This is a genomic window from Novipirellula herctigrandis (genome assembly GCA_007859835.1).
Lineage (GTDB): Bacteria > Planctomycetota > Planctomycetia > Pirellulales > Pirellulaceae > Novipirellula_A > Novipirellula_A herctigrandis.
In genome coordinates, this window is sequence record SJPJ01000001.1 from 1522971 (window position 1) to 1546547 (window position 23577).

Below are 23577 nucleotides of genomic sequence, written 5' to 3' on the forward strand. Positions count from 1 at the left end.
CGATCCCCCAACACTAACACTCCATTGTCGCTTACCACGTCCCGCTCGCATTCCACGCCGAAACGATGGTCTTCATCGATCTCCGAGCGGTACGAATGTGTACTACCGGACGATTTGGTGGATTGGTTTGACCGCGAGATTTGGAAGCTTGAAGGGACGAGTGAATACGATCGGCCGGTTTCGCCGGAAGACCTTCTTAGCGAATCGCCCGATGCAATTTGGCCTGGGCTGATGCAGTGCGACATGCTGCCGATTCTTGGCGATTCAGCTGGCAATTGGCTTTGCCTCCGCGTCGGCCAAGATAACGCCGCCAACCAGATTGTGCAGTGGTACCATGGCGGTGGCGATTGGATGCCATGGGGCAACCGTCTTGCCGATGCGATTGTTTTTGAAACCTTTGTCGACAAATTACCGGGAAAACATCGACGATTGGCGATCCCTGCCGAAGACGCCAAAGAAGGTTTCCGTCCCCATGAAGACCCACTTGTTCGTTGGGCATTTGAACATCAAGCCGAGCCGGTCCGCAGATTACTCGACGAGGCCCCTAACGATGAGAGCTTGGCTAAGACATTATTGTCGCATCAGGTGGCCGAGATTGCTGTGCGATGCGAATTGATTCATGCCGCAATGGATCAACCATGGGCTGAAAAAATCGACAAAAAGATCGCTAGCGAAATGGGGTTTGCGTGGAATCAAATCGTCGAATGGATGTTTGATGGCAAACGAATGCCCAAACAGGCACGCGAAAAAATCCAAAAACAGCTAAAGCTTCCCGACATCTTCTTCAAGAAACAAGATTGGGAAACGATCATGGCGCATAGTCAGATGTGCCGAGAACTTGCACCGGAGCTGACATGGCCTTGGGATTTGGTTGGTTACGGCCATGAACGCCAAGGAAACGAACATGATGCGATCACCTATTACCAACAGGGTGCAATGCGTTCGACGTTTACCGATCAATCGGTCCGCATGCATACGCATTGGACGCAAATGAATGCGGCTAAATTTTCAGTTGCTCGGATGGAAAAACTTGATTCGGACTTCATAAAACGCTCTCCCTATTTGTCGCTGTTAAGATGCGGCGAATCCAATCACTCGCATCAAGGTGTCTTCGATTATTGGGTCAACCAAGCGAAACAAGCCGAGCGTTCCAATGAGGCTGCAAAGTCGATTGAGTGTCTGATGCAAGCCGGTTGGGATTTGGGCATCGATTCGATCGATCAATACGGGCCGCTGATCGATGAGATTGTCGAGGCGACCAAATTTGCCAATCAAACAGCGCGAAGCACTTTAGCTAAAACGCATCGAAATTGTTTGGCTGACCGCTACGGAATTTGAAAAGAGGATGGCTCGCCGACCGACTTCCCGCCCCCCCAATCTCCGGTCGATGACAGCCACCTGATTTGGTCGGCATCAATCGGCATAATCGTTACTGTTTCAACCTCGATGACGCTTTCCTCGTCAAAGAAGCGGAACGATCCGAAGTATCAGCACGATCCGGTCGATTCCTATTACTGCCGGCATGGGTCAACCAAGTGGACGACCCGATGCTAGAAGACGAGCGGTACCTCAGGACACGCGGCAGCTTATGTGGGTTTGCTGCCAAAGTGAAAACGAGGAACTTCTCTCGCGGGTTTATAAACAAAGCGGTCGTGAGACTTCCTCGGAAATCTCGCGGCCGCTTTTTTTTTGCTTTCCGACAAGTTTTTTTGCGATTTCTAGAAGTCAAAATAAACTAGCTAACGGATTGATGTCATCCGGTGTAAGATCACCGCTGCGATCCCCACCAAATCCCCCAATCTACTTGACCCAATGTTCAGCCGAATTCTGAATTGCTGTTTGCCAATCATTTGTTTGATAACCTTGTCCTCGACATCCAATGCCCAACCCGGTGGCCCCGCCAGTGTCGTGGCAGCTCCCGTCATCGAGCGAGATATTTCTGCGGAGCAGGCTTTCGTGGCGAATGTAAAACCGTGGCGAAGCGTGACAGTCGGCAGTGCCGTCGATGGCCGCGTGCTCGAATTTTTGGTCAAAGCGGGCCAAGAAATCGAAAAAGGTCAGCCCCTTTCTCAGCTTCGCACAAAAACGATTGAGATCGAAATCGCTGGCGCCCAAGCCGAATTGACCCTGCGGCAAGCCGAACTGGAGGAACAACGAAACGGATCGCGACCGGACGAACTTGCCCTTTCCGAAGCATTGACCGAAGTCGCAGCAGCCAATAGCCAATATGCCAAGGCGAAACTTGAACGCGCCAAAACGCTATTCAACCAATCTACCAGTATGTCACAAGACGAATACGAATCGGCCCGCGCCGAAGCCTTAGTCGCAGCGGCCAGGGTAGCCGAAGCGAACAGTTCTTTTCGTCTCGTAAAAGAAGGACCTCGAAAAGAGAAAATCGAACAAGCCGTTGCGCGTGTGGAAGTCCAAAAACAACTTCTCGAAGGGCTAAAGGACCGCTTGGAAAAGTACACGGCACGGGCGCCTTTCAACGGATTCGTATCAGCCGAAATGACGCAAACCGGTGCATGGGTTCGGCAAGCCGACCCGATCGCGAATGTGGTCGAGATCGATCCGGTGGAAATCGAAGTCTACGTTCCGGAAGCGGCAATTCGGTTTGTCACACTTGGCGGAAAAGTCAATGTCTCGGTCGAGGCATTTCCCGACCAAACCTTCGAAGGAACCATTGAACGCATCGTACCGCTAGCCGACAATCGCGCAAGATCCTTTCCGGTACGTGTCCGAGTTGCCAATGCGAAACAAAATGGCCGTCATCGGCTACTGCCCGGAATGCTCGCGCGCGTCACCTTACCAGCAGGAACGCTCGAGCCAAGACTGTTGGTCCCCAAAGACGCACTGCAATTCGGTGGAGCCAGCACCGTGGTATTTAAGGTTGTTGAGAACAAGGCGATGGCTGTGCCAGTCAAGGTCGGGCCAGCGCTGAAAAGTTGGATTTCGGTTTCGCCACAACTTAGTAATCAATTAAACAAAGGCGACCTGGTAATCACGCGAGGCAACGAGCGGATACGTCCCGGCCAAGATGTCGTGATCAACGAACAACAACCCGCCTTAGCGAACTAGCCTCCACTGTCGGCTATCAACCTCTCCAAACGCGACATCCCCTTTCACCTTTCAAATATCCCTCCATGCATCCGATCGAAGCTTGCGTTCGCAATCCTGTCAAAGTCGCTGTTGGTGCGCTTCTGCTCATTCTGTTTGGCACCATCGCACTGGTGCGAATGCCGATGCAGCTAACACCAGAAGTCCAAACGCCAACACTAACTATTTCAACCCGTTGGCCCGGAGCAAGCCCACAGGAAGTCGAACGAGAAATCATTCAAGAACAGGAGGAACAACTAAAAAGCGTCGAAGGGGTCACCAAGATGACCAGCGAATCGATGGACTCCAGCGGTTCGATTTCGATGGAGTTTCTTGTCGGGACCAACATGGAGGAAGCGTTGCTGAAGGTCAACAGCCGACTGCAGCAGGTTCCGGAATACCCCGAAGAGTCGGACGAGCCAGTCATTTCAACAAGCAATTCATCTGACCGGCCAATCGCATGGTTTATCCTTAGCGCATTACAACCGACGCACGAACAAATCGAAGCGTTCGCCAACGAGCACCCCCAAACCAAAGAAGCACTCGCCCCCGTTCTCCGGGCTGGCAACCCCGGCGTCCGGTTATTGCGATTACGAGACATCGCGATAGCGCATCCCGAACTCCATCCGCTACTGCCGCCGGATTTGAACGTCCCACAGATGCGGCGGTTTGCAGAAGATTCCATCGAAGCAAAACTCGAACGCGTCAACGGCGTCTCCAACGCGAACGTGCTCGGCGGATTGACCGATGAGATGCAAGTCATTGTCGACCCCCAACGATTGGCCGCACGAAACTTAACGATTGACGATATTCGGCGCGTTTTGCGAAACCAAAACCGAGACACGTCTGGCGGCGATTATTGGGAAGGCAAACGCCGCTGGGTCGTTCGAACGCTGAACCAATTCCGTGATCCCGAACAAGTGGAAAAGCAAGTCATTACGGTTCGCGACGGAGTCCCGGTCTTCATCCGCGACGTAGCCTCAGTGCAGCTTGGGTACAAAAAGCCCGATGGCTTGGTTCGACGTTTCGGCGAATCCGCGATCGCAGTCAATGCCCTGCGGGAAACCGGCGCGAACGTGCTCGATGTGATGGACGGTCTAAAAACCGCCGTCAGCGAATTGAACAACGACATACTCCGGGACAAAAAACTGCAACTTTTGCAGGTCTACGACGAAACGGAATACATTGACGCGTCGGTCGCATTGGTCAACCAAAACATCGTTGTTGGTGGAACACTCACGATGTTGGTATTGATGCTGTTTTTGCATCTCCAAATCCGCACAATTCTATTCGTCCCCATGATTGTCGGCGCAACAATCGCCGCGCTTCTAATCAGTCCTTGGTTTGGACTCGTCACGCTTGGCCTCATCCTGCTCGCTGGTTTCTGGTTCGCACGCGGTGCCTTAGTCGTCGGATTGGCGATTCCCATTAGTATCATCGGAACGTTCTTGCTATTGAATTTGTGGGGACGCTCACTCAACGTGATCAGTTTGGCGGGAATGGCGTTCGCTGTGGGAATGTTGGTCGACAACGCCGTCGTGGTGCTCGAAAATATTTTCCGTCACTACCAACAAGGCGACGAACCATTCGAAGCGGCAATCCGAGGCACGAAAGAAGTTTGGGGAGCCGTGTTGGCGTCGACCTTGACGACCCTGGCCGTTTTCTTGCCGGTCTTATTTGTCGAAGAAGAAGCGGGCCAATTGTTTCGTGATATTGCACTCGCTATTAGTGCGGCAGTTGGATTGTCGCTTATCGTCAGTATCACGTTGATCCCAACGGCGACGGCACGATTATTGAAACCTCACGGGTTGAAACCGAGCAGAGATCCATCCAATCCCGACCCGTCCAAAATTGAATCTTCAACAAAGCATGTTGGATTGGCCAATGGTATCGTTAAATCGCTGGTCGCGTTTTCGTCGCGGTTCGTGAGTGCCGTTGTCGCGACCAACCGATTCTTTCAAAAAAGCCTTCTCCGCCGATTGGCGATGGTCGTTGTTTTGCTAGCCGTAACAGCATGCGTTAGCTATGCGTTATGGCCTAAGGTCGAATACCTGCCGACTGGAAACCGCAACTTGGTCTTTGGAATCGTGTTACCGCCGCCCGGATACAACCTCGACGAATTATCGCGTCTTGGCGAAGTGGTCGAAGAGCATTTGAAACCCTACTGGGATATCGACCCCCAAAACGCGAATGCCGAAGAATTAAAATATCCTGCGATCTACGACTTCTTTTACGTAGCCCGTGGTCGCCAAGTTTTCCTTGGCGTTCGATCCGTCGACCCGCAACGAAGCGGCGAACTCGTCCCGCTGATCCAAAGTGTTAGCTCTAAATTGCCTGGCACATTCGTGATCGCCAAACAGTCGAGTCTGTTCGAGCAAGGCTTAACAGCAGGGCGAACGATTGATGTGGAAATCACCGGACCGGAACTTGAAAAATTGGTTGCTTTGGGAGGTCAAGTACTTGGCCAAGTCGTTGGCGCGCGTGGTGAACCAGTCGTTCCTGATGCGCAGGCCCGCCCCATACCAAGCCTTGACCTAAGCAATCCCGAAGTTCACATTGTGCCGCGACTCATGCAAGCCGAAGAAATGGGAGTCAACGCGACAAGCTTGGGATACGCCGTGAACGCTTTGGTCGACGGTGCATTCGCCGCCGACTACTATATTGGCGGTGACAAGATCGACTTGACGATCGTGGGCAATCCCGAACAAGCGAGTTCATCACAAGACTTAATGTCGCTTCCAATCGCCACGCCTGGTGGTCAATTGGTTCCACTACTGTCATTGGCCGATATCGACTTATCGAGCGGGCCGGAACAAGTGAATCACCGGGAACGGCAACGAGCGATCACGATTGAAGTGTCACCGCCGGCCGACATAGCGTTGGAAGATGCCCTGGAGCGAATCGAGACGCAAATCATCGATCCGATGCGCAAATCAGGTCAACTTGCTGGCGGTTACCAGATTGGCCTATCCGGAACCGCTGATAAACTGCGTGACACGTGGTTGGCTCTCCGGTGGAATGTATTGTTAGCACTATTGATCACTTATCTATTGATGGCTGCATTGTTCGAAAGTTGGATCTATCCGCTGGTGATCATCATGAGTGTGCCGCTTGGGGCCGTCGGAGGAATTCTTGGATTGCGATTGTTGGGCCTCTATTTGAGTTGGCAAGGGTTAACGCCACAGCCGCTCGACGTCCTAACGATGCTCGGTTTCGTGATTTTGATTGGGACGGTCGTAAACAACGCAATCTTGATTGTGCATCAGTCGTTAAATCTGATGCGTGAAGAAAACTACACATCGCGAAACGCTATTTTGGAAAGCGTGCGAACCCGGGTTCGACCAATCCTGATGACCACGGCAACAACGATTTTGGGGCTTTGCCCGTTGGTGCTGTTTCCAGGCAGCGGCAGCGAATTGTACCGAGGTCTCGGCAGCGTCCTACTAGGCGGCCTTCTGGTATCGACCTTTTTTACCTTGGTGTTCGTCCCCGTTCTTTTCCAGCTTTTCATGGATGCAAAGGAGACGAAATTGGTAAAATTGCCCAATGCGTTAAGAGATGATGCTATTCGTCCGGCGAAATGCAACGCTTGATTCTACGCTTGGCACGGAAACTGCAACCATCAACCATGACCTAGCTGTTCGATGCCAGATTGGCGGTTTTCCGCATTGGAAGAATCGGTACACGTCTCAATTGGATTTGGTGATGTTTTTTCGTTTGCTTGTCGCTTTTATCGTCGTCCCGCTCGTCGAATTGGTTCTGTTACTCCGTTTGGCGGATGCCACTAGCGTGATGACAACGCTTGCGATCGTGATCATCACGGGCGTGATCGGATCAGCGTTGGCGCGTCGCGAAGGGGTGTTGGCATGGTACCGTTTCCGTAGTGCGCTAGCCGAAGGCCGCATGCCGAGTCAAGAAATCCAAGATGGCTTGATGGTCGTTTTTGCAGCTGCTCTTCTTCTGACACCTGGGTTGCTAACCGACTCTCTCGGTTTCATCCTGCTAATACCTACAGGGCGAACTTTGATCCGAAAGTACGTCTTGAGCCGCTACATCCGTGCAGTCGACGTCCACGTCAATACAACCGCGTCAACATCGGGATTCGAATCGCGAACGCATACGGATTCAACCTATCCAGCACCCGATAGCGATCGTTTTGGCCCCACACCAAGGTCACCCCGACCAAATTCCAGCGCAAGCGGAAAGTCAAAAACGATCGACGCCAAATCGTTCCGACGAAAATAGTCGTTGCCAGATCGACGCCTTGTCGACTTCGATAGCGATCATCGCTGTCGAGCGAATGACAAGCGGCGCAATAGAAGAATCACTTTCGTTACTGGAAAAGCCGCGACGATCAAGTCGAATCCGCACCTGATAATAGGACTCATTCGACCTACGAAAACGCGAACTCAGCGTCCCGTCTTTGGCAAACTCGTCCGGTAATCGCTCAATCGGTGACGAAGCCACCTCGACGACTGTTCCCTTGACCGCCCCGAGTTGTCGGTCGTGCATACGAACTTTCACATCCTGGCCCGGGCGCACCCAAGCAATTTGCTTTTCCGAGATGAGCGTGATTCCGTCGTAGTGGTCGGGCGAACCGATCGTACACAAGGTCGTTCCTGTTTCGAGCCAAGCACCGCGATTCTCTGCGGCCATCGGTGTGGCGTACCACGTTGGCATCATTTGCTCTCGATGATTTCGTGATCCGACCATCCGCACACGCGACTCGGTGCAATAGATCCTCCCCGCCGTGGGTGCATGTATTGTTAGCCGCTCAGCATCTTGATGTAACAACTCGATGCGTCGTTCTAGACTTTCAATGGACTCAAGCAGCACCGGCAATTTTTCGGATTGGCGAAACTGGCCACGCAATTGACTTTCAATGGATGCCAATTCCACTCGGCGGCTAGCTAAATCCGATTCCGCTTTGATCCGCTCCCGTTGCATATCCGCATTGGAAAGCCGGGCAATTGGTTCGCCCGCTTTAACCCGATCCCCGTCTGTTGCCGAAGCATCGATCCGCCCCGCAACCGTCACAAAGACTTCGCTCGCCTCGCGAGGCACCACCGACATAGGCCCAGTCACGGAACGAGGTAACGGCAAAAACAAACCGACTACGCCAATGATGGAACCGATTGCCGTGACAAAAAACCGACGCCGACTTCCAAGCGGTTGATAACCGCCGCGTCGTACGCCAGCTGGCTTTTCCAAAATCGGTTTGGCAAATCGAACCACAGCCGTAATCAAGAGCCCCATAATTACGACACTGACGAAACCATCCACATTTGCAGCCTCGGCTGCTCCAAAAGCAATCATGCCAATCGCGAAATACACCATCCCGCGATAGATCGTACTGGAAAGCCAGTAGGTTGCTAAGAAAAGCTTCGACGTTTTGCGTTGGAATTTCGGTCCTTGATCGATCAAGCGGCTCGCCGCAGCATCACCCCAAACCCAACGCCTTAGTCCCCGACGAATCATCGCCGACGCTTCGCCGCCCAAGTTCGGGACGCCGATCAAGTCCGAAAAGATGTAGTAGCCATCGTATCGCAAAAGTGGATTGCCGTTAAATAGGATAGTACTGACACTACAAACCACCATCACTACCACACAAACATCACGCACCGACGAGTCGTCGATAAATATCCATATCAATGTCGCGACTGCAGCAATCACCAACTCGGCCAACATTCCCGCTGCGGAAACAACGATACGTTTCCATCTTTCGGGAAGCAACCAAGCATCCGACACATCGCAATAAAGAACCGGCATACCAAACAGCAGCATCACTCCGATTTGTCGGCATTCAGCACCAAACGCACGGCATGCAATTGCATGAGCCAATTCGTGGACCAGTTTCGTTGCCGAAATTGCCAAAAAGAGCAAGATTGCCAAATCGCTGACGCGACGGCTTGCAACCACTGAAACATGCTCGGCGATCTTGTCAAACTGAAACAAACCAATGGCAATCGCGATTACGATCAACAATAACGCTACGATGGCGAATGGCATTTGCAAAAACGGCCGAATCCGTGGCATCAAACCATCGAGCCATTGGCCCACAGCGACCCCAGGAAGCCGTATCGCCAACGGTTGGCTCCATGGTTTGGGTTTTGCAGGAATCGGCTCTTCGAGTGAATTTGGCTCTAGACGCTGATCGAGTAACCGAGCACAAAGCAAACCCGATCGATCGGCATCGCCGAGGAATCGCACAATCGATTCGGATGCAACATAGTCCGGTGCGAAACGCTGCGAACAGGCGCTTACAATTTCCTCAACGCTGCGGTCACCATCGGCAAGTTCGAGGATCGCCCGTTCGCGATCGCTCACATAGAAGTAGTCACTCGTAAGTGGATCACGGAGAATCCAAACCGTAGCCTTACCCATCGCAATTTGACGCCATGTCAAATCAGGCCGAAGCCGTGGCAAGCTCATGAGCCACCTGCGATCATCTTCATTCGCATCCCCGGTAGCACCTGTTGCCCAGGATTGTCGAATTCAACCCAAAAGCGGATTTGGTTGTTTACGGGATCGATCTCGGGACTCACAAAAAGATCGGTCCCCCGAAAAGAAGCATTCTCTCCTGCTTCACCGCTGAGGGATAATCGCAAAACTTTTTTATTTAGCAAACGATTACGAAACATCGCATCAACGTACCCCTCGGCTCGCAGTCGATCGAGTCGGACGACCCGTGCGACCGGATCACCGGCTTTGACCCATTCTCCCTTGCGCCGCATCACCTCAACCACGACACCGTCAAAAGGAGCCAGAATCTGATGCCGAGAAACGGTCAGCTCGGCAAGCGATTTTCGGTGCGAATGCAGTTCGGCTTGTAGCCGATCGACCCGTTGCTTGTACTCTGCTTGGTCCACGGCAACGATCGACTCGTCGATGGCGATCTTCTGCACGGCCACGGCTTGTTGTTCCGCCCGAGCGTTCAATGCGCCAACCTGTTGCTCGAACCGGGCTTGCTGAGTTTCCAGTTTAGACCGCTCATACGCTAACGTTAGCGACTCGATTTCAGAGCCCGACACGCTATCGACATACTTATTCCTGGCATCAACAGCCCGCTGTAACTCGTTCTTGGCGACGCTTTCGAATTTGGATGCTGCCAGAACTCGAAGATTGTTTTTCGCGTTTTGAACCGCGATATCCAGTTCTATCTGTCTCTGTTTGGCCAATTGTTGTTGCCGCGTAGAAGCTTTTTCGGCAAGAGCGACCTCGGTCTTGTCGCGGCTGTTCTCATCCGCAATTGTCACTTGAGTGGCTGCAATTTGTCGCTCAATCGTCGCCTGACGATCATCCAGCCGCGCGAGCAAGTCACTTACTTTTACCGAGTCCCCTTCGCGCACGACCACGTCGCAAATCATACCGGTTTCCATCGCTGGCACCTGAGCAGAATCGATCGCGGTGACAATGAGATCGTCGAGTCCACTAAATGGCTCTTCACCTTGCGCGGCCGCAGCAACCAATCCCGCAAGGATGACAAGCAGATGATAAGTCCAAAAGCGAATCATGATTTTATACCTTTGCCCGAATCCACTCGATCAAACCACGAAACCATACAAAACCGATGGCCCGTCTACCAGCAAAAACCTCAACTTTCGCGGTCGCTCCAGCTCGTAAACCTTTGTCGTTTGCCGCAAAATCATTACCCTTGGAAAAGTCCACCGGGCAATTGACCATTCCTTTGACGACCCAATCGCCACGAGCATTTTGATGCGTAACTTCGTCAACATTGCTTAGAACCGCTTCATACGTTTGATCGGAATGTGAACGCAATGAAAACCGAATTAGACAGGGCTTCGTATGTTGTTGAGACAAAACGTAACCACTATCCGAATCATCGATTTCAATTTCCAACTTCCATCCCGATTCAGGGTCAATCACATCCGCAATAAATTGACCTCGCTCGATTGGTCGATTTGACAACCTTTGCCGCATATCCCAATGATCGATCTTGCCCGCGATCGGACTGGTCACATTCAATTCGGCTTGCTGATGACGAAGCAGCGAGAGTTGCCCATCGAGTCCCTTGAGTTGTGACTTGAGCACTTGCTCGGTTGCAGACGCCGAAAAATCAGCCGCCCCGTTCCCAGACGCACGAGACCGTTGTGCGGACGCGAGACTCGCTTTCACCCTCGCCTTCCCACCTTCAAGTTGCTGAATCCGCGTCTCCAATTCTCGGTTTCGTATCACCACGATTGAATCGCCGGGCTTAACTACGTCGCCGTTGTCGACCGACAAAGCTAACACAGTGCCATTGGTTGGTGCAAAAATGCTCCGACGAACGGCCGCGACCACTCGACCTTCCGCAGGAACGTAAAAGTCAATCGGGATGATTGACATGGCAATCACGCCAACCGCGACCAAACCAGCGAACAACCCTACACGTTTCGCCGTGCGCAACTGCAACATTTTATCGACGAATACTCGCATACCGCTGATATCTCGTTCGAGAGCGTTGGCAATCGCTGTATCAACAAGCAAGTGTATTTCGGACAGCCGCTGGAGCATTCCCGGACGCTTGGGATGCGAGAATCGCTCTAACATGACGATGATGTCTCGATGATCCCCGTCGCACTCCACTCTCGATACAGCGACTTGACGCGAGCCGGATTCGACCAAGTAGGGGTCGAGAGACTTTTTGATTGCAGCCGGGACATCCTCAGCATTGCCGACGGTGAATTCAAAATCAGAGTCACTTGAATCGATCACACTGGCGAGCTCTTGCACTCGGCGGCCAAGCCGTGTGCGCGTGTCAACGCTGGTCGACGTACTCGTCGCGATCAGGCAAAAGGTGCTTTCGCTATGTTGCTTCAGCAAACAGACGCGATCAGCATCAACATACGTCGAGATTGTCTGTGCAATATGGCGGAATGAATCCGCAAGCCCAGATCCACGATTCATATTGCATACGATTGAATCACGGTCGACCCGGCGACTCTGTTTGCCGCGAAGCCGTGACACTTCACGCTTTAGATAGACTGTCGCGGCGATTTCCGCGGTGGCTTGCGTCATCTGAGCGAACGGTTCATGCCTAGCTAAGGCAACCGCCTCGCCCCATCGAACGTCGACTTGAAATTCGGACTCTTCATCAATCGTAACACAGGCCACCAGATGCCGATCATCTCGCCACGTTGGTGTTTTCGGGTCACCAGAATGCCGTTCGCTCGGTTGTGAAATCACCTCGATACCATCACGCGCCAATTCGATATCGCGAGATTCCCCGGAGAACGTTTCACTGGCTCGCACGACAACCGAGCGAGCCGAAGCAGTTTGCCGCAGTTGTTTCGCGAAAGAGTCAAAGAAGTCGTCCTCATCCACTCCCAAAACAGGCAGCGGCGACCGCGACATCTGGTCGATTTTGTCAACCAATGCGGTGGCGTCTTTCCAAACGTCGTCGGGTGCGGGGGTTGGGCTCATGACTCAAACTTCAACGAAAACACCCATTTTATACGAAAAAACGGATGTTTCCGCCGAGCATTCCGCTGTTTCACGCTACTTCTTGGCTGGGTTGGATGAATCGCAGCGATTTGATTGATCCCGCATGTTCCAAATTTACGAATAAGAGAAAGGATACGGATTGTACCGGTCCTGCGGTTGTTCCGCGCACCGACTCCATCAACGACAGCTGTTGCCAACGTGCCCTCACGCACCTACCAATCCTACGATTCCTCGACACATCGACGGCACCGAAGACTTCGCGCGTGCGTCCATGCGGTTTTGGCGTGCGCAATCACCGTAGCGACGGTAACGGGATGCCGAAGTCATCACAATTTCACGGAAACAGTCTGCAACGACACTGCGTGCATCGACACCATCATGCAACATGTCGACGCTGGGGCGCCGGCAAAGACGATCCTCGACACAACGATCCCGCCGATCACCATTAGAACGATCGAAGATTTTGATGCTGTGGCTTACTGTGACCTGACGCTCGATGAAACGATCCAAACGGCGCTTCAACATTCCGAAGTCATGCGAGACCTCGGTGCGACCGTTCTACGGGCTCCGCAAACGCTAACGACACAACAAACCAAATCGCTCGCGGAACTCGACCCGCAAACCAGTATCGAGTCCGCTTTGTCCGCCTTTGACGCCCAACTCTACGCGATGGGCAAATTCCAAAACAATGACCGTCGATTCAATAACCGGTTTTTCGGTGGCGGTGCAAACGCCTTCAAACAAGATTCGCACGACTATGTTGCCCAATTATCAAAACGCACCGCGACCGGTGCTGAACTTGCAGTACGGAGCGTCACCGATTACGACGCGAACAACGCAACCGGCAACATCACCAACAGTGCATGGCAGAGTCAATTGCATGCCGAGATCCGTCAACCGCTAATGCAAGGTGGCGGTCTGCAATTCAACCGAATCGCAGGCCCCGCGTCTCAACCGGGCATTTACAACGGTGTTTTAGTTGCGAAAGTCAACAACGACATCACAAATGCCAAATTCCGCCAAGGGACTCGCGACTACGTCAGCAACGTGATCAACGCTTATTGGGATTTGTACTTTGCCTACCGCGACTTAGACGCAAAACGCGAAGCACTCGAACGAAGCCGCCAAACATGGCAAAGCTACGAAGCGCAAAAATCGAGCAATCGCAAATCAGGGGCAGCCGAAGCACTCGCTCGCGAGCAATACTTCCGATTCCAAAGCGAACTACAAGATGCCGTCGCAGGGAAATTGATCCAACGGACTCAGGTTAACAATTCCACTTCTGGCGGGACGTTTGCCGGACTCGGCGGAGTCCTGGCGGCTGAACGTCGTTTGCGTTTACTGGTCGGATTGCCGATAGCAGACGGATCGTTGCTCCGCCCAATGGATGAACCACTGATTGCTCCGATGACATTCGATTGGGATTCAATCTCCGTCGAAGCAATCCGTTTGCGAAGCGAGTTGCAGCAACAACGATTGCTTGTCAAACGACGCGAAATGGAAACGCTCGCTGCAAAAAACTATTTGATGCCATCTCTTGATTTAGTGACAATCTACCGTGTTCGCGGCTTGGATCAGGATTTAGCGGGTGACGGTTCGGCATTAAAGCAACTTGGAACGTTTGATTTCCAAGAATACGAAGCCAGCTTGGAATTCAAGTTGCCCGTTGGACTTCGCCAAGGATACTTGGCCGTTCGGCATGCCAAGACGCAAATGGTTCGCGATCGAGCGGTGTTGCAAGAGCAAGAGCGCCAAGTGCTGCACGATTTAGCAGCCGTGGTGGGCGAGAGTGACCGTGCCTTCACGCAGATGGAGACAAACATGAACCGTTACCTGGCCGCCAGCGATGCGCTCGAAGTACTAGAAACGAGTCGCGAAGCAGGGATGCCGGTGAACTTGGAACAACTGTTGGACGCACAACGGCGGGTCAGTGAAGCACAAAGCCGCTACTTCTTGTCACTCACGGAATACACAATTGCAGCTAAGAATGTTCAATTCGAAAAAGGGACGTTACTGCAAGCCGCGAATCTAGTTCTATTTGATGATACCTACCCAATAGGCATATAGGCTCAACCCCATCGGCTTGAATGTTGGTGCACCGCCATTCCTAGTCCAAGCATGAGAAGGCCCACGTGAATTAGGCCGAATGTCGGTACGCCAATAGGCTCGTCAACAAACCCTGGACCCGAAAGTTCTAACCAACGGTCTCTTCTAATTCATCCGGTCCATTGTCTAACTCGTGGTTAAGAATTTCCAAAAGCGTTTGAAGGAAAACAACCACCATCGGGCCGACTAAGATCCCGATCGGCCCGAAAACCTTGACGCCACCAAGCACACTCAATAGTGCAAAGAGCGGATGCAATTGAGAACGACCATGCAATACATACATCTTGATCACGTTGTCGACCGATGAGATTGCGACCACACCATAAATGGCTAATAGAATCGCGGCGGTCCACCGTTGATCGACCATCCCGAGCCAAATCACGCAGGGCACCCAAACCGACGCGGCACCCAGAAACGGCACCAACGCCATTAGCGTCGTTGCCAAAAACAGAAGCACCAGTGATTCAAAACCGAGAACCCAGTATCCCAAGATGGCCAAAATCCCTTGCACTACGGCACTGAGAACGCTCGCCAAAACCACAGCGCGACTGGTGCGATCGAATTCAAGCAGCAAACGGCGTTCATAATTGTCGTCGAGCGGACTCAGACGCATCAGCGTGCGAATCATACCGGCGCCGTCGACCAAGAAAAAATAAACCGCAATCATCAAAACAATCAGCCCAATCACGGCCTGCAAAAAAAAGCTCCCCGTCGCGCTGGTTAGACTTACAAACCGTGGCTGCAACGATTCGCGTGCATGCGAAAGCAACCCCTTATAGTCCTCGGCACTGGGGTTGGCGACCAATTTCACTTGACTGAGAAACGTCCCGCCCAAAAGCGTTTTCATCCATGAACGGATCGCCGCCGATGCCACGACACTCTTTTCGTGAAACCGTTCCTCTGCGCTTAATTGTGCAACGGTTTCACTCTCGGCTGCGTCTTCGGCTGCGTCTTCGGATGCGTCCTCGGTTGCGTCTTCGGTTGCGTCTTCGGTTGCGTCTTCGGTTGCGTCTTCGGTTGCGTCTTCGGATGCATCTTCGGTTGCGATCCCCGCCGTACTCTGGGGCGCATCACGTTGGACCGTTTGGGATTCCGATTGCAATTCGGGGTCTCCCACAACATGCTGCGACTTGACCAACTTCTGCAGACCTTGCAGATGACTTGTCGCTGTTTCGGCAAAGGCTTCGGCGGTAACAGGACCTTCCACTTTATCTTGCAAGAATGCGATCAAGGCAATCGATTCGTCAATGTTGTTGCTAATTTCAGCTCGATTGTCTGGATCATTCAGGACTGCGGACAATATCGTAAAGAATTCAGAGAGCGAGGTTTCCTGATCGATTTCGCCAAACTCCTTGGCAGAGAGAGTCGACGTGTTCAGCGAGTCGGTCAATTCGTCGAGCCGGCGGAATTTTTCAGCCTGTGGAAGTGAAATGCCGACTTGTTTTCGGGCTCGCTCGAGCGCGTCAGTAACATCGAAAAAATTCATCTGGCTGACCATCGATGTGAATTGGCTGGTCGCGACCGACAACACGACCACCATCGGCATCAAAACTAAGGTCAGAATAATGAATGTCGTCCCGGCAGCAGCCACGTGCTTCTTCTTGCCGATCCGGTTGTAGAGCCAATCGTAAACGGGGTGAAAAATGACGACCAACAGTGCGGCCAAGAACAGCGGGACGAAGAACCCAACCATGACTTTGTAAAACAGAGCGCCGACCGCAACGATGCCAAGCAGCAGCATCAAGACTGACAAAATACGCGAAAGCGAGGGCAGCCGCGTAAAGAGCGGTTTCTTCGTCGTATCAGCGGAGGCGAAAATGGGTGGCGGGGCGGGAGGGCCAGGCGGCGCCGGAGTCGGCGATGCGGTGGGGGCAGGCTTGCTTTTTGAGCGTCGTTTGGTCATCGGAGAGAGCACTTCGGCATAGAATTCGGGCACCATTCATGAGATTGAATTGTGACCGATCACCAATCGTGTGACCAGACCGAAGTGATACGACCGAAGTGATACGACGGTCGTGCCCTAAGTTTAAATCGTGCCCTCAATTTGAATCATGCTCTATATTTCTCGGGCAAACATCGGGTTCCATCGAATTCGATGGCCCGCTTCGGTGACACTCGATGTCGACTTGTGTGATCCCCAACTCGCCTCGGTTGCACTGTTGAGCGTCGGTTTTGGGAGAGGCTCTTCGTCTTCGGGATCGATTGCTGGCGTGTCGGCATCATCGTCTGATGGTGCATTCGCTGGCGGATCAATCTCGACGCCCTTCAATTTTGTTTGAGGCTCACCGTCGTAAACCGCCGGTGGCATCAACACCGAATGACCCGATTCGGCACTTTGCGAAACGATTGGCGAACTGATGATCGGGGAACTAACAATCGGGGAACTGGCAATTGGCGAACTGGCAATTGGCGAGGAAGTCGTTGGGTTTGAGAACGAGGAATAGCCACTGACAATCGCCGGACTGAACGGATCATAGTAAGACAAAGGGACTCGCTGGACCACTTGCTTGGGTACCATTTTCGTTTCCGTGTAGGGAACGTACTTTTGACGAGTCACCGGGCGCATTACTTTCCGTGTGATTGCTTCCTGCTCGTAATATTGGACCTGTACAGGTTCTTTTTTGGTTTCGTAAACCATTCGCGTCGATTGTACGGGAACCTTGCGAACTTGCTCTTCCGTCACCCATCGTTGTTGTTGAACAGGCACCTTTCGGGTCAATGTCTCGGTCACAGGACGCTGGACGACATAGGGTACCTTGCGGACTTCGGTGGTCGGGATCATGCGTGTGGTTTGAACCGGCACCTTCTGGGTCATGGTTTCGGTCACCATCCGTTGGACTTGAACTGGTACCGTTTGCGTCCTCAACTCGGTTTGCATCTTTTGAACTTGAACCGGAACCTGAACTTGTTTCACTTCCGGCATGTAGCTCGTCTGAGCAACTTGTTGTTGAATGTAGTTCGGGCGATAAGCCATTTGGGTTTGGACCGTTGGCGGCGTCAATTGTGGCGTAACCGCATACGCACCGCGAACTCGTGCAAAGATTCCCAAAGGCCCTGGTGTTGCATACGCGTTGCGAACGTATTGTGCCCGATATTGCATTTGCCCAGGCGTGACGACTTGTTGCGGAACATAACCGCCCGCGTCAACGGTTTGCGATTTGTAAGTCGTTACCGGTTTGAGCGTGGTGTACTGTTGAGTTTGGTATTGTGTTTCCACAACGGGACGTTGCACCGCATATTGTTGCTGTTGGTACTGCGTTTCGACCACTGGCCGTGCGACGGCGTATTGTTGTTCGTAGTACTGAGTCTCGACCACTGGCTTGAATGTCGTGTATTGCTCTTCTCGCATCGCAGTCTCGGTAACATAGCGAGTCTGCGTTACCGTTTCATCGCGATAGGCAGTTTCAACCACCGGTTTCCAAACGGTATAGCGTTCTTCGCGGAACGAGGTTTCAACCACAGGTCGAGCGACTTTATATTCTTTTTCTTCCGTACGCGTCTTGAGGACCGGCCGATAACTCGTCACTTCCTCTTCTACGTATTCGGTTTCGTACGTCAAACGCATCCGTTGGACAGTTTCAGGCTGTAGCACCGTCTCGCACTGGAGGCGATAAGTGGGTTCGAAACAACACGCGTCCTGCGAAAAGGAAGTTCCGCTGAGGACAGTTGCAAAAACTAGAACAACAATGCCAGCTAGCAGAGAGTGTTTGGGGCGATTCATCGTGTTTGTCATCCGAGGGACTGCTGAACAAAAGCAGGTCGGTTCCATCACCGACCACGGCAGCAATTGAGGATTTCGCTGCATCTTTAAGATTAGGCAGCCCTTGAAGAAAAAGTAGGGGAAACCTCGAAAAAAAGCCACTTTTCATTCAAGTTCACCCTCGTAGGTTAACCAATCTTCCAAGCCTGTTTATTTGACGCTACAGATGTTGCATTTTGACATCATGCCAATTTGCGGTACGACATTTAGGCATCCATGGGACACTTTTGCGGGCCAAGCAATCGTCTTTGGTAAGAGCATTACCCTCATCGAGGTGCGGTTGTCACAGGCCAAAACCGGGCCCGACACCGCTATGACAATACAGGTCCTGGCCTCCATTCAAGCCGAAATGCCTCCATTCAACCTAGAAACGTACAAGATGTTTCTTTCAGAAGCGAACCGCGTCCCTTTCGCAGAGATTCGGTGTCAAATGCATACCGAACAAATGCATACCGAGCAGTCCGATACCAGCACGTGCCACGACCGAGCTCGGTCAAAGAAACGAGGGAAACATGTTCACGCAAGTATGAAGTTTTAGATTTAGATGCTGCGGATTGCCACTCCCACAACCACAAACGATCGCCTCGCCACCAACTCTACCGGCAACGCATCCTCATCGATGTGAACAGCACATTGCCTGCATGTCGGCTGGTCCCTTCGACAGTCGTCACCTTCGTGAAGCACTTTTCCTGGAAACACTTGGGCGTATCCGCGTCCGGTATTGATTGCGACAGCAGCAACCAACATTTCTTTGGAGCGTTGTATGGGGCGACAAACGAAAAGAACCCCAACCGTTGTTGGAGTCCTTTGACGTGGAAAATTGCAACCGATCTCTTTGTCTATTTGATTTCGGTTTCCGAAGGTACTTCGGCGATCTGTTCGACAGCGGCTTCTTCCGCGTTCGACTCAAATTCTCCGTCAGAAACATCCGCCACTGGTTCTGGACTAGCGATTTGTTTCGAAATCACAACGACCGCCTGGTCGGTGCTGTTGAGGCTTTGGCTAAGAAATCTACCGAGTTCCATTCCTACGGTTTGGCCTGTGAGCTGATTGGCAACGTCATTTACGATCGGCGATAGTTTTGTTGAGATCGCCTGCAATTTGCAAACCATTTCGTTTAAGTCGCTTTCCTGGGACGGCTTTTCGGCGATCGTTTCTACTGCCTCAGCGACAACCACTGATTCCACTTCCGCAACGATCAGAGACTCATCCAAATCCGGTGCTTCTTTCCACATTTCGACTTGGTTGTTGCGATCGACAATGCAATACGGTCTTGAATCGGTTGCAAAGAAATTCCAGATCTGAATATCACTGGCGGCTAAATCGTATGGCCAGTAGGCGTCTTCGATCGTCGCGATAACAGCCGAGCTTCCGACCAATGCGTCACTGCTGGGGCGCTCCGGTCCGGTAACTGTATCAATGGGTTCAATCACCAAGACGCTTTGCCCATGAGGTGAGTGGTCGATCACATTCTCTGGTTTTTCGGCAGTAGCGAGCGAGTCAAGTTCTTCACGAATACTCTCAACTGGAACCGAATCGCCTTGTGGCATCTCGGATTCAACGACGGTGACAACGGCGTCTGAACCGGCATCATCATCAGCAGCAGCCAATTGACCTTGTAGTTCCGCGATCTCTTCAAGTGTACTTTTTGCGTAGGGTGTCACCATCGCAAAAGGCTCTGTCACTTGCTGGACCGAAACACCAACTCGCCGGCAAATTGTTTCAGCAATCGCGAACAGAGCCGAGCTAACCGGTTCCCCCTCACCCGTCACTTCCTGTGCAACTTCTACCGACGCTACTTCTGCTTCGCTGGAATCCACCATTTCAGTCTCATGGATCTCGGCCGTCTCTTCCGACACTGCTTCGGCATACCACGTGTCATAGAAATCACCATAGGGATCGATCCATTCTTCTTCACTAGCCTCCTCGGCTAATGCTTCATCGACAACCGAAGCTAACCCCTCCTCCTCACAAACGCCCTCTTCGATCCGATCGACTTCCAAATCGTCACTGGCCAAATCGTCACTGGCCAACTCATCACTTACCAACTCTTCACTTACCAACTCTTCACTTACCAACTCTTCACTTACCAACTCTTCACTTACCAACTCTTCACTTACCAACTCATCACTGGCCAACTCATCACTGGCCAACTCATCACTGGCCAACTCATCACTGGCCAACTCATCACTGGCCAACTCATCACTTACCAACTCTTCACTTGCTGACTCATCTTTCAATTCACTATCCGAAACGAACGGTGTCTCGTCGTTTGGTGTCTCGTCCTTCACGCTAACTTCGGATTGGGAAGGCAGCGTTTGCGTCGGGTTTTCGAGCCTGTGGGCATTGTATGATTCCCACTCGCACCATTGATCGAAACCACTCAATGTTTGGGAATCTAAAATTGCATAGACTCCCATATTGGCGTCGCTATCAATATCGGTTGCGAGACCGGTAGCGGGAATGTAACTCGCCGTGCCGGCGATCAGACATGAAAGGACGAAACGACGAATTCGTTTGGATAGCTGAATCTTCATGATTAATCCTCCTGATTAAATGCGACGATTCACCGAGCGTGTACGCTACGATGGGGCAGCCCGTGAGTCGTCCGCTATAAGTCGCAAGCGGGGGCGACTAAGGTCATCATCATTTTGCATCCGGCAAAACAGCGATTCCCTTGGTGGTATAAATGGGTGAGAAATGCAACTCGGAACCAATAAACGCAGAACGACCGATTCAGATAAAGGTCGCGGTCTTCATTGCAACACACGACTTATCGGCGACTTATCTGACTAAGGCTAGTTTGCGTTAAGGCAAAAGTGTAACGATTCAAGGGGACCGTTCCGATTACAACGAAAATCCGGAATTGAGACGCGAAAAGACGCCAGAACGAATCGGACGAACCTTCCTAGGGCCTACTTTGTCCCTATAGCAAACACGTGGGCGCAGTGGATTTCACGTGGCCACGGTGGATTTTCAGTAAGGAGTCACTTTGCCAACCGAGTTTTCTACACGGCACTTGGATCTGACTGGCCTTTCGTTGCGCCGTAGGGGTAGATCGAAATCCAATAAAGAATATTGAAACCAAAAAGGCGGATTGAGATGGGAGTTTCCGGCGAGTATTTTTCCACCGATTATTTTGACCAACCGTGCCCGACGTGTGGCCGACCGATGCGCATTCGCGCCGAGTGGGACGAAACTAAAGTATGCTGTGCCCATTGCAGTGCGATCTCTGTCGCAGATGCGTCTAAACGTTTTCGACGCGACATCCAACAAGAAATCCCATCGGATTGCTCGACCTATGTGAGGACGAACTGAGCGGGCTGTGATTGCAAAGCACCAAGCAACCTATTGACGGCGCGGGTTCAATGCAAAAAGGGGTGACCTCACCTCCAAACAAGGTGTCTCATCCCCCAAAGTGTCTGCCACTTTGGGTGGCGAAAGCCTGAACACCAACACGAGCCCAGTTAGGGGTTCAACGACAGCGAGTCGATGCGGTTTTGTATAGCTAACTCAATATGCGTCAATTCTTGCTCGAGCTTCTGGTTGCTGTTGTACAACCGAACAAGCCGCTCGCGTGTTTCTTTGACCTCTTTTTCAACAGTGTCGTGATATTCGCGGATCGCAACCTTTTCGACTTGACGTTGTTTCAGGTCTTGCTCAAGCTTCAACTTGATAGCCTGGTTGCTCGTCAACATCGAATCCGTCGCCGCAATCGCGTCCTGCAACACCCTGCTTTGATCTTCAACTTCCTTCTTGCGAGTCGCCAATTGGTCAAGCTGAAGACGAACGCTTCGAAGACCGAACCGATAATCGTTGAGAGGTCGGACGTAGAATTGGTTCTTTAATTTTGCGACGCCTTCATCCATCAACATGTCGGCGGCTTCTTCTTTTACCGTAATAACATCGCCAACATTGAATGGCACTTCGTTGTCTTCGGCGCGTTGCAATCGACTGTCCACTGCCCGTCCGTTACCGTCAAAGAATCCGCCATCGAGTGCCCCTCGTTGTTCGGGACTATCCACTTCAATCTTGTACTTCTTTGTGAATTCGACTTGCGTCCACCGACTCGCTGGTGGATCGTCGGGAAGCGATCGGCCACCATCGCGAATGTAACGTTGCAGCGATTCAGGTTTAACACGGTTACTGAACAATTGGTTCAGCAATTGTTCGTCCATCAGTCCAAATTGACTTTCGTCATTCTGTTCACTGCCTTCGCGCACAAACATTTTGTGACCATCAAGCGGCAACAGTTCATACAACGACCAACTTCGCGCCTGCCCGCTCGAGATCGCATCTTGTTGGGCCGGTTCTAGCGGCATCGTCGGAACGACCGTGACTTGCGTCGGCGTGCTTGCAGTGACTTGAAATTCGCCGAGATAAAAAACGGGCAGGAACATTGTCGAGTTTGGCATCGCTTGCTCACCAAACCCATAAACAACGAGTCCTACGGGCAGAAGTGGTTGTGGAGCAACCGGGCCGGCCACTGCTTCACCGTCACCACCTGCTTCAGCCACTCCGCCGGCTAATTCCGGAGGCACATCCGAGGCAGCTTGGTTTTGTGCCAAGACGACACCCTGTAAATCATTACTCTGCATCGCAAGCGACCGCCAAACGCGACCAGCTTCTACGGCGATCTCGGCCAACTCATCCGCCACGGCCACATACCCTTTGCCCGCTGCGGGGTTCGTCGGGTCGCCTAGCTTCAACTGTTCCTGTTCCAATTCGGCCTTCGCTGCCCGGACTTCGAGCTCTTCTTTGACCTTGTGCCATGCTTGGCGGCTTTTCAGCACACCCGCAGTTGGGAACAGGAAGACGATCGCAAGGATCATGTTCAAAATCACCGCGACAATATGGAACCATCGCCAATTGTGTCGGGCCTTCCAAACAACTACGAAAAAGCCAATCAGGACCAGGATCAAAATTGCAAGAATGACAAATTTCATGATCGCTCAGGACACGTGACAGGCAAAGGGAGATAGAAGGCTGCGAATCTGCATAATTTTGCTTCGTTCGATCATAAGTTGGGCAAGATGGACCGTCAAGCTTTTCTCGCTTTCTACGAGCAAAACGGTTGATCTTGGTTAACTCCCCCCCCGGCCTATCCCATTCCACCAAGCAACCACAACCGAGCCTTTGCTGCGATCTTCTACCCCGCAAAGTCGCCCCAA

General features: G+C 52.2%; 13 protein-coding genes. 6 read left to right on the forward strand and 7 right to left on the reverse strand.

Annotated elements, in window-relative coordinates:
- Positions 1 to 24: 24 nt before the first annotated feature.
- From CA13_RS05450 to CA13_RS05465, 4 genes are all read left to right on the forward strand, one after another.
- Complete coding sequence (locus CA13_RS05450) at positions 25 to 1338, forward strand: SMI1/KNR4 family protein (RefSeq protein WP_146394958.1); 1314 nt, start codon at positions 25 to 27, stop codon at positions 1336 to 1338.
- A 525-nt stretch (positions 1339 to 1863) separates the two neighbouring features.
- Positions 1864 to 3078: an efflux RND transporter periplasmic adaptor subunit gene (locus CA13_RS05455; RefSeq protein WP_419193970.1), complete on the forward strand. Its 1215-nt coding sequence runs from the start codon at positions 1864 to 1866 to the stop codon at positions 3076 to 3078.
- Positions 3079 to 3143: 65 nt separating this feature from the next.
- Positions 3144 to 6689, forward strand: a complete 3546-nt coding sequence (locus tag CA13_RS05460) for an efflux RND transporter permease subunit (RefSeq protein ID WP_146394960.1) — start codon at positions 3144 to 3146, stop codon at positions 6687 to 6689.
- On the forward strand, positions 6655 to 7341 hold the full coding sequence (locus CA13_RS05465; protein ID WP_419193971.1) for an FxsA family protein: 687 nt from the start codon (positions 6655 to 6657) through the stop codon (positions 7339 to 7341). The genes CA13_RS05460 and CA13_RS05465 overlap by 35 nt, the downstream gene beginning before the upstream one ends.
- Here CA13_RS05465 and CA13_RS05470 read toward each other — a convergent pair.
- From CA13_RS05470 to CA13_RS05480, 3 genes are read right to left on the reverse strand one after another with little or no spacing between them, the layout of a single operon-like run.
- Complete coding sequence (locus CA13_RS05470) at positions 7303 to 9528, reverse strand: site-2 protease family protein (protein ID WP_146394961.1); 2226 nt, start codon at positions 9526 to 9528, stop codon at positions 7303 to 7305. The genes CA13_RS05465 and CA13_RS05470 overlap by 39 nt on opposite strands.
- Positions 9525 to 10610 carry an HlyD family secretion protein gene (locus tag CA13_RS05475; RefSeq protein ID WP_146394962.1) on the reverse strand — a complete coding sequence of 362 codons (1086 nt, stop codon included), beginning with the start codon at positions 10608 to 10610 and terminating at the stop codon, positions 9525 to 9527. Before CA13_RS05475 ends, CA13_RS05470 begins: the two co-directional genes overlap by 4 nt.
- 4 nt (positions 10611 to 10614) lie before the next feature.
- Positions 10615 to 12519, reverse strand: coding sequence for an efflux RND transporter periplasmic adaptor subunit (locus CA13_RS05480; RefSeq protein ID WP_146394963.1), 1905 nt, complete (start codon positions 12517 to 12519; stop codon positions 10615 to 10617).
- 399 nt (positions 12520 to 12918) lie between these two features.
- Here CA13_RS05480 and CA13_RS05485 point away from each other — a divergent pair, with 399 nt between their 5' ends.
- Positions 12919 to 14607, forward strand: a complete 1689-nt coding sequence (locus CA13_RS05485; protein WP_419193972.1) for a TolC family protein — start codon at positions 12919 to 12921, stop codon at positions 14605 to 14607.
- Positions 14608 to 14734: 127 nt separating this feature from the next.
- Here CA13_RS05485 and CA13_RS05490 read toward each other — a convergent pair whose 3' ends face one another.
- The 3 genes from CA13_RS05490 to CA13_RS05500 all read right to left on the reverse strand — a co-directional run bounded on the left by CA13_RS05490 (position 14735) and on the right by CA13_RS05500 (position 19153).
- Positions 14735 to 16549 (reverse strand): AI-2E family transporter, encoded by a 1815-nt coding sequence (locus tag CA13_RS05490; RefSeq protein ID WP_419193973.1) that lies wholly within the window; start codon positions 16547 to 16549, stop codon positions 14735 to 14737.
- A 153-nt stretch (positions 16550 to 16702) separates the two neighbouring features.
- Entirely contained in the window at positions 16703 to 18367 is a 1665-nt protein-coding gene (locus CA13_RS05495) for a hypothetical protein (RefSeq protein ID WP_419193974.1), read from the reverse strand.
- A 579-nt stretch (positions 18368 to 18946) separates the two neighbouring features.
- Positions 18947 to 19153, reverse strand: a complete 207-nt coding sequence (locus tag CA13_RS05500; RefSeq protein ID WP_146394965.1) for a hypothetical protein — start codon at positions 19151 to 19153, stop codon at positions 18947 to 18949.
- 1278 nt (positions 19154 to 20431) lie between these two features.
- Between CA13_RS05500 and CA13_RS05505 the strand changes: the two genes are divergently transcribed.
- A complete protein-coding gene (locus CA13_RS05505) occupies positions 20432 to 20779 on the forward strand; it encodes a pentapeptide repeat-containing protein (RefSeq protein WP_419195083.1) in 348 nt (115 codons plus the stop codon).
- Between the two features lie 1094 nt (positions 20780 to 21873).
- On the opposite strand, the gene CA13_RS05510 is transcribed toward CA13_RS05505, so the two are convergent.
- Positions 21874 to 23352 (reverse strand): hypothetical protein, encoded by a 1479-nt coding sequence (locus tag CA13_RS05510; RefSeq protein ID WP_146394966.1) that lies wholly within the window; start codon positions 23350 to 23352, stop codon positions 21874 to 21876.
- Between the last annotated feature and the right edge of the window lie 225 nt (positions 23353 to 23577).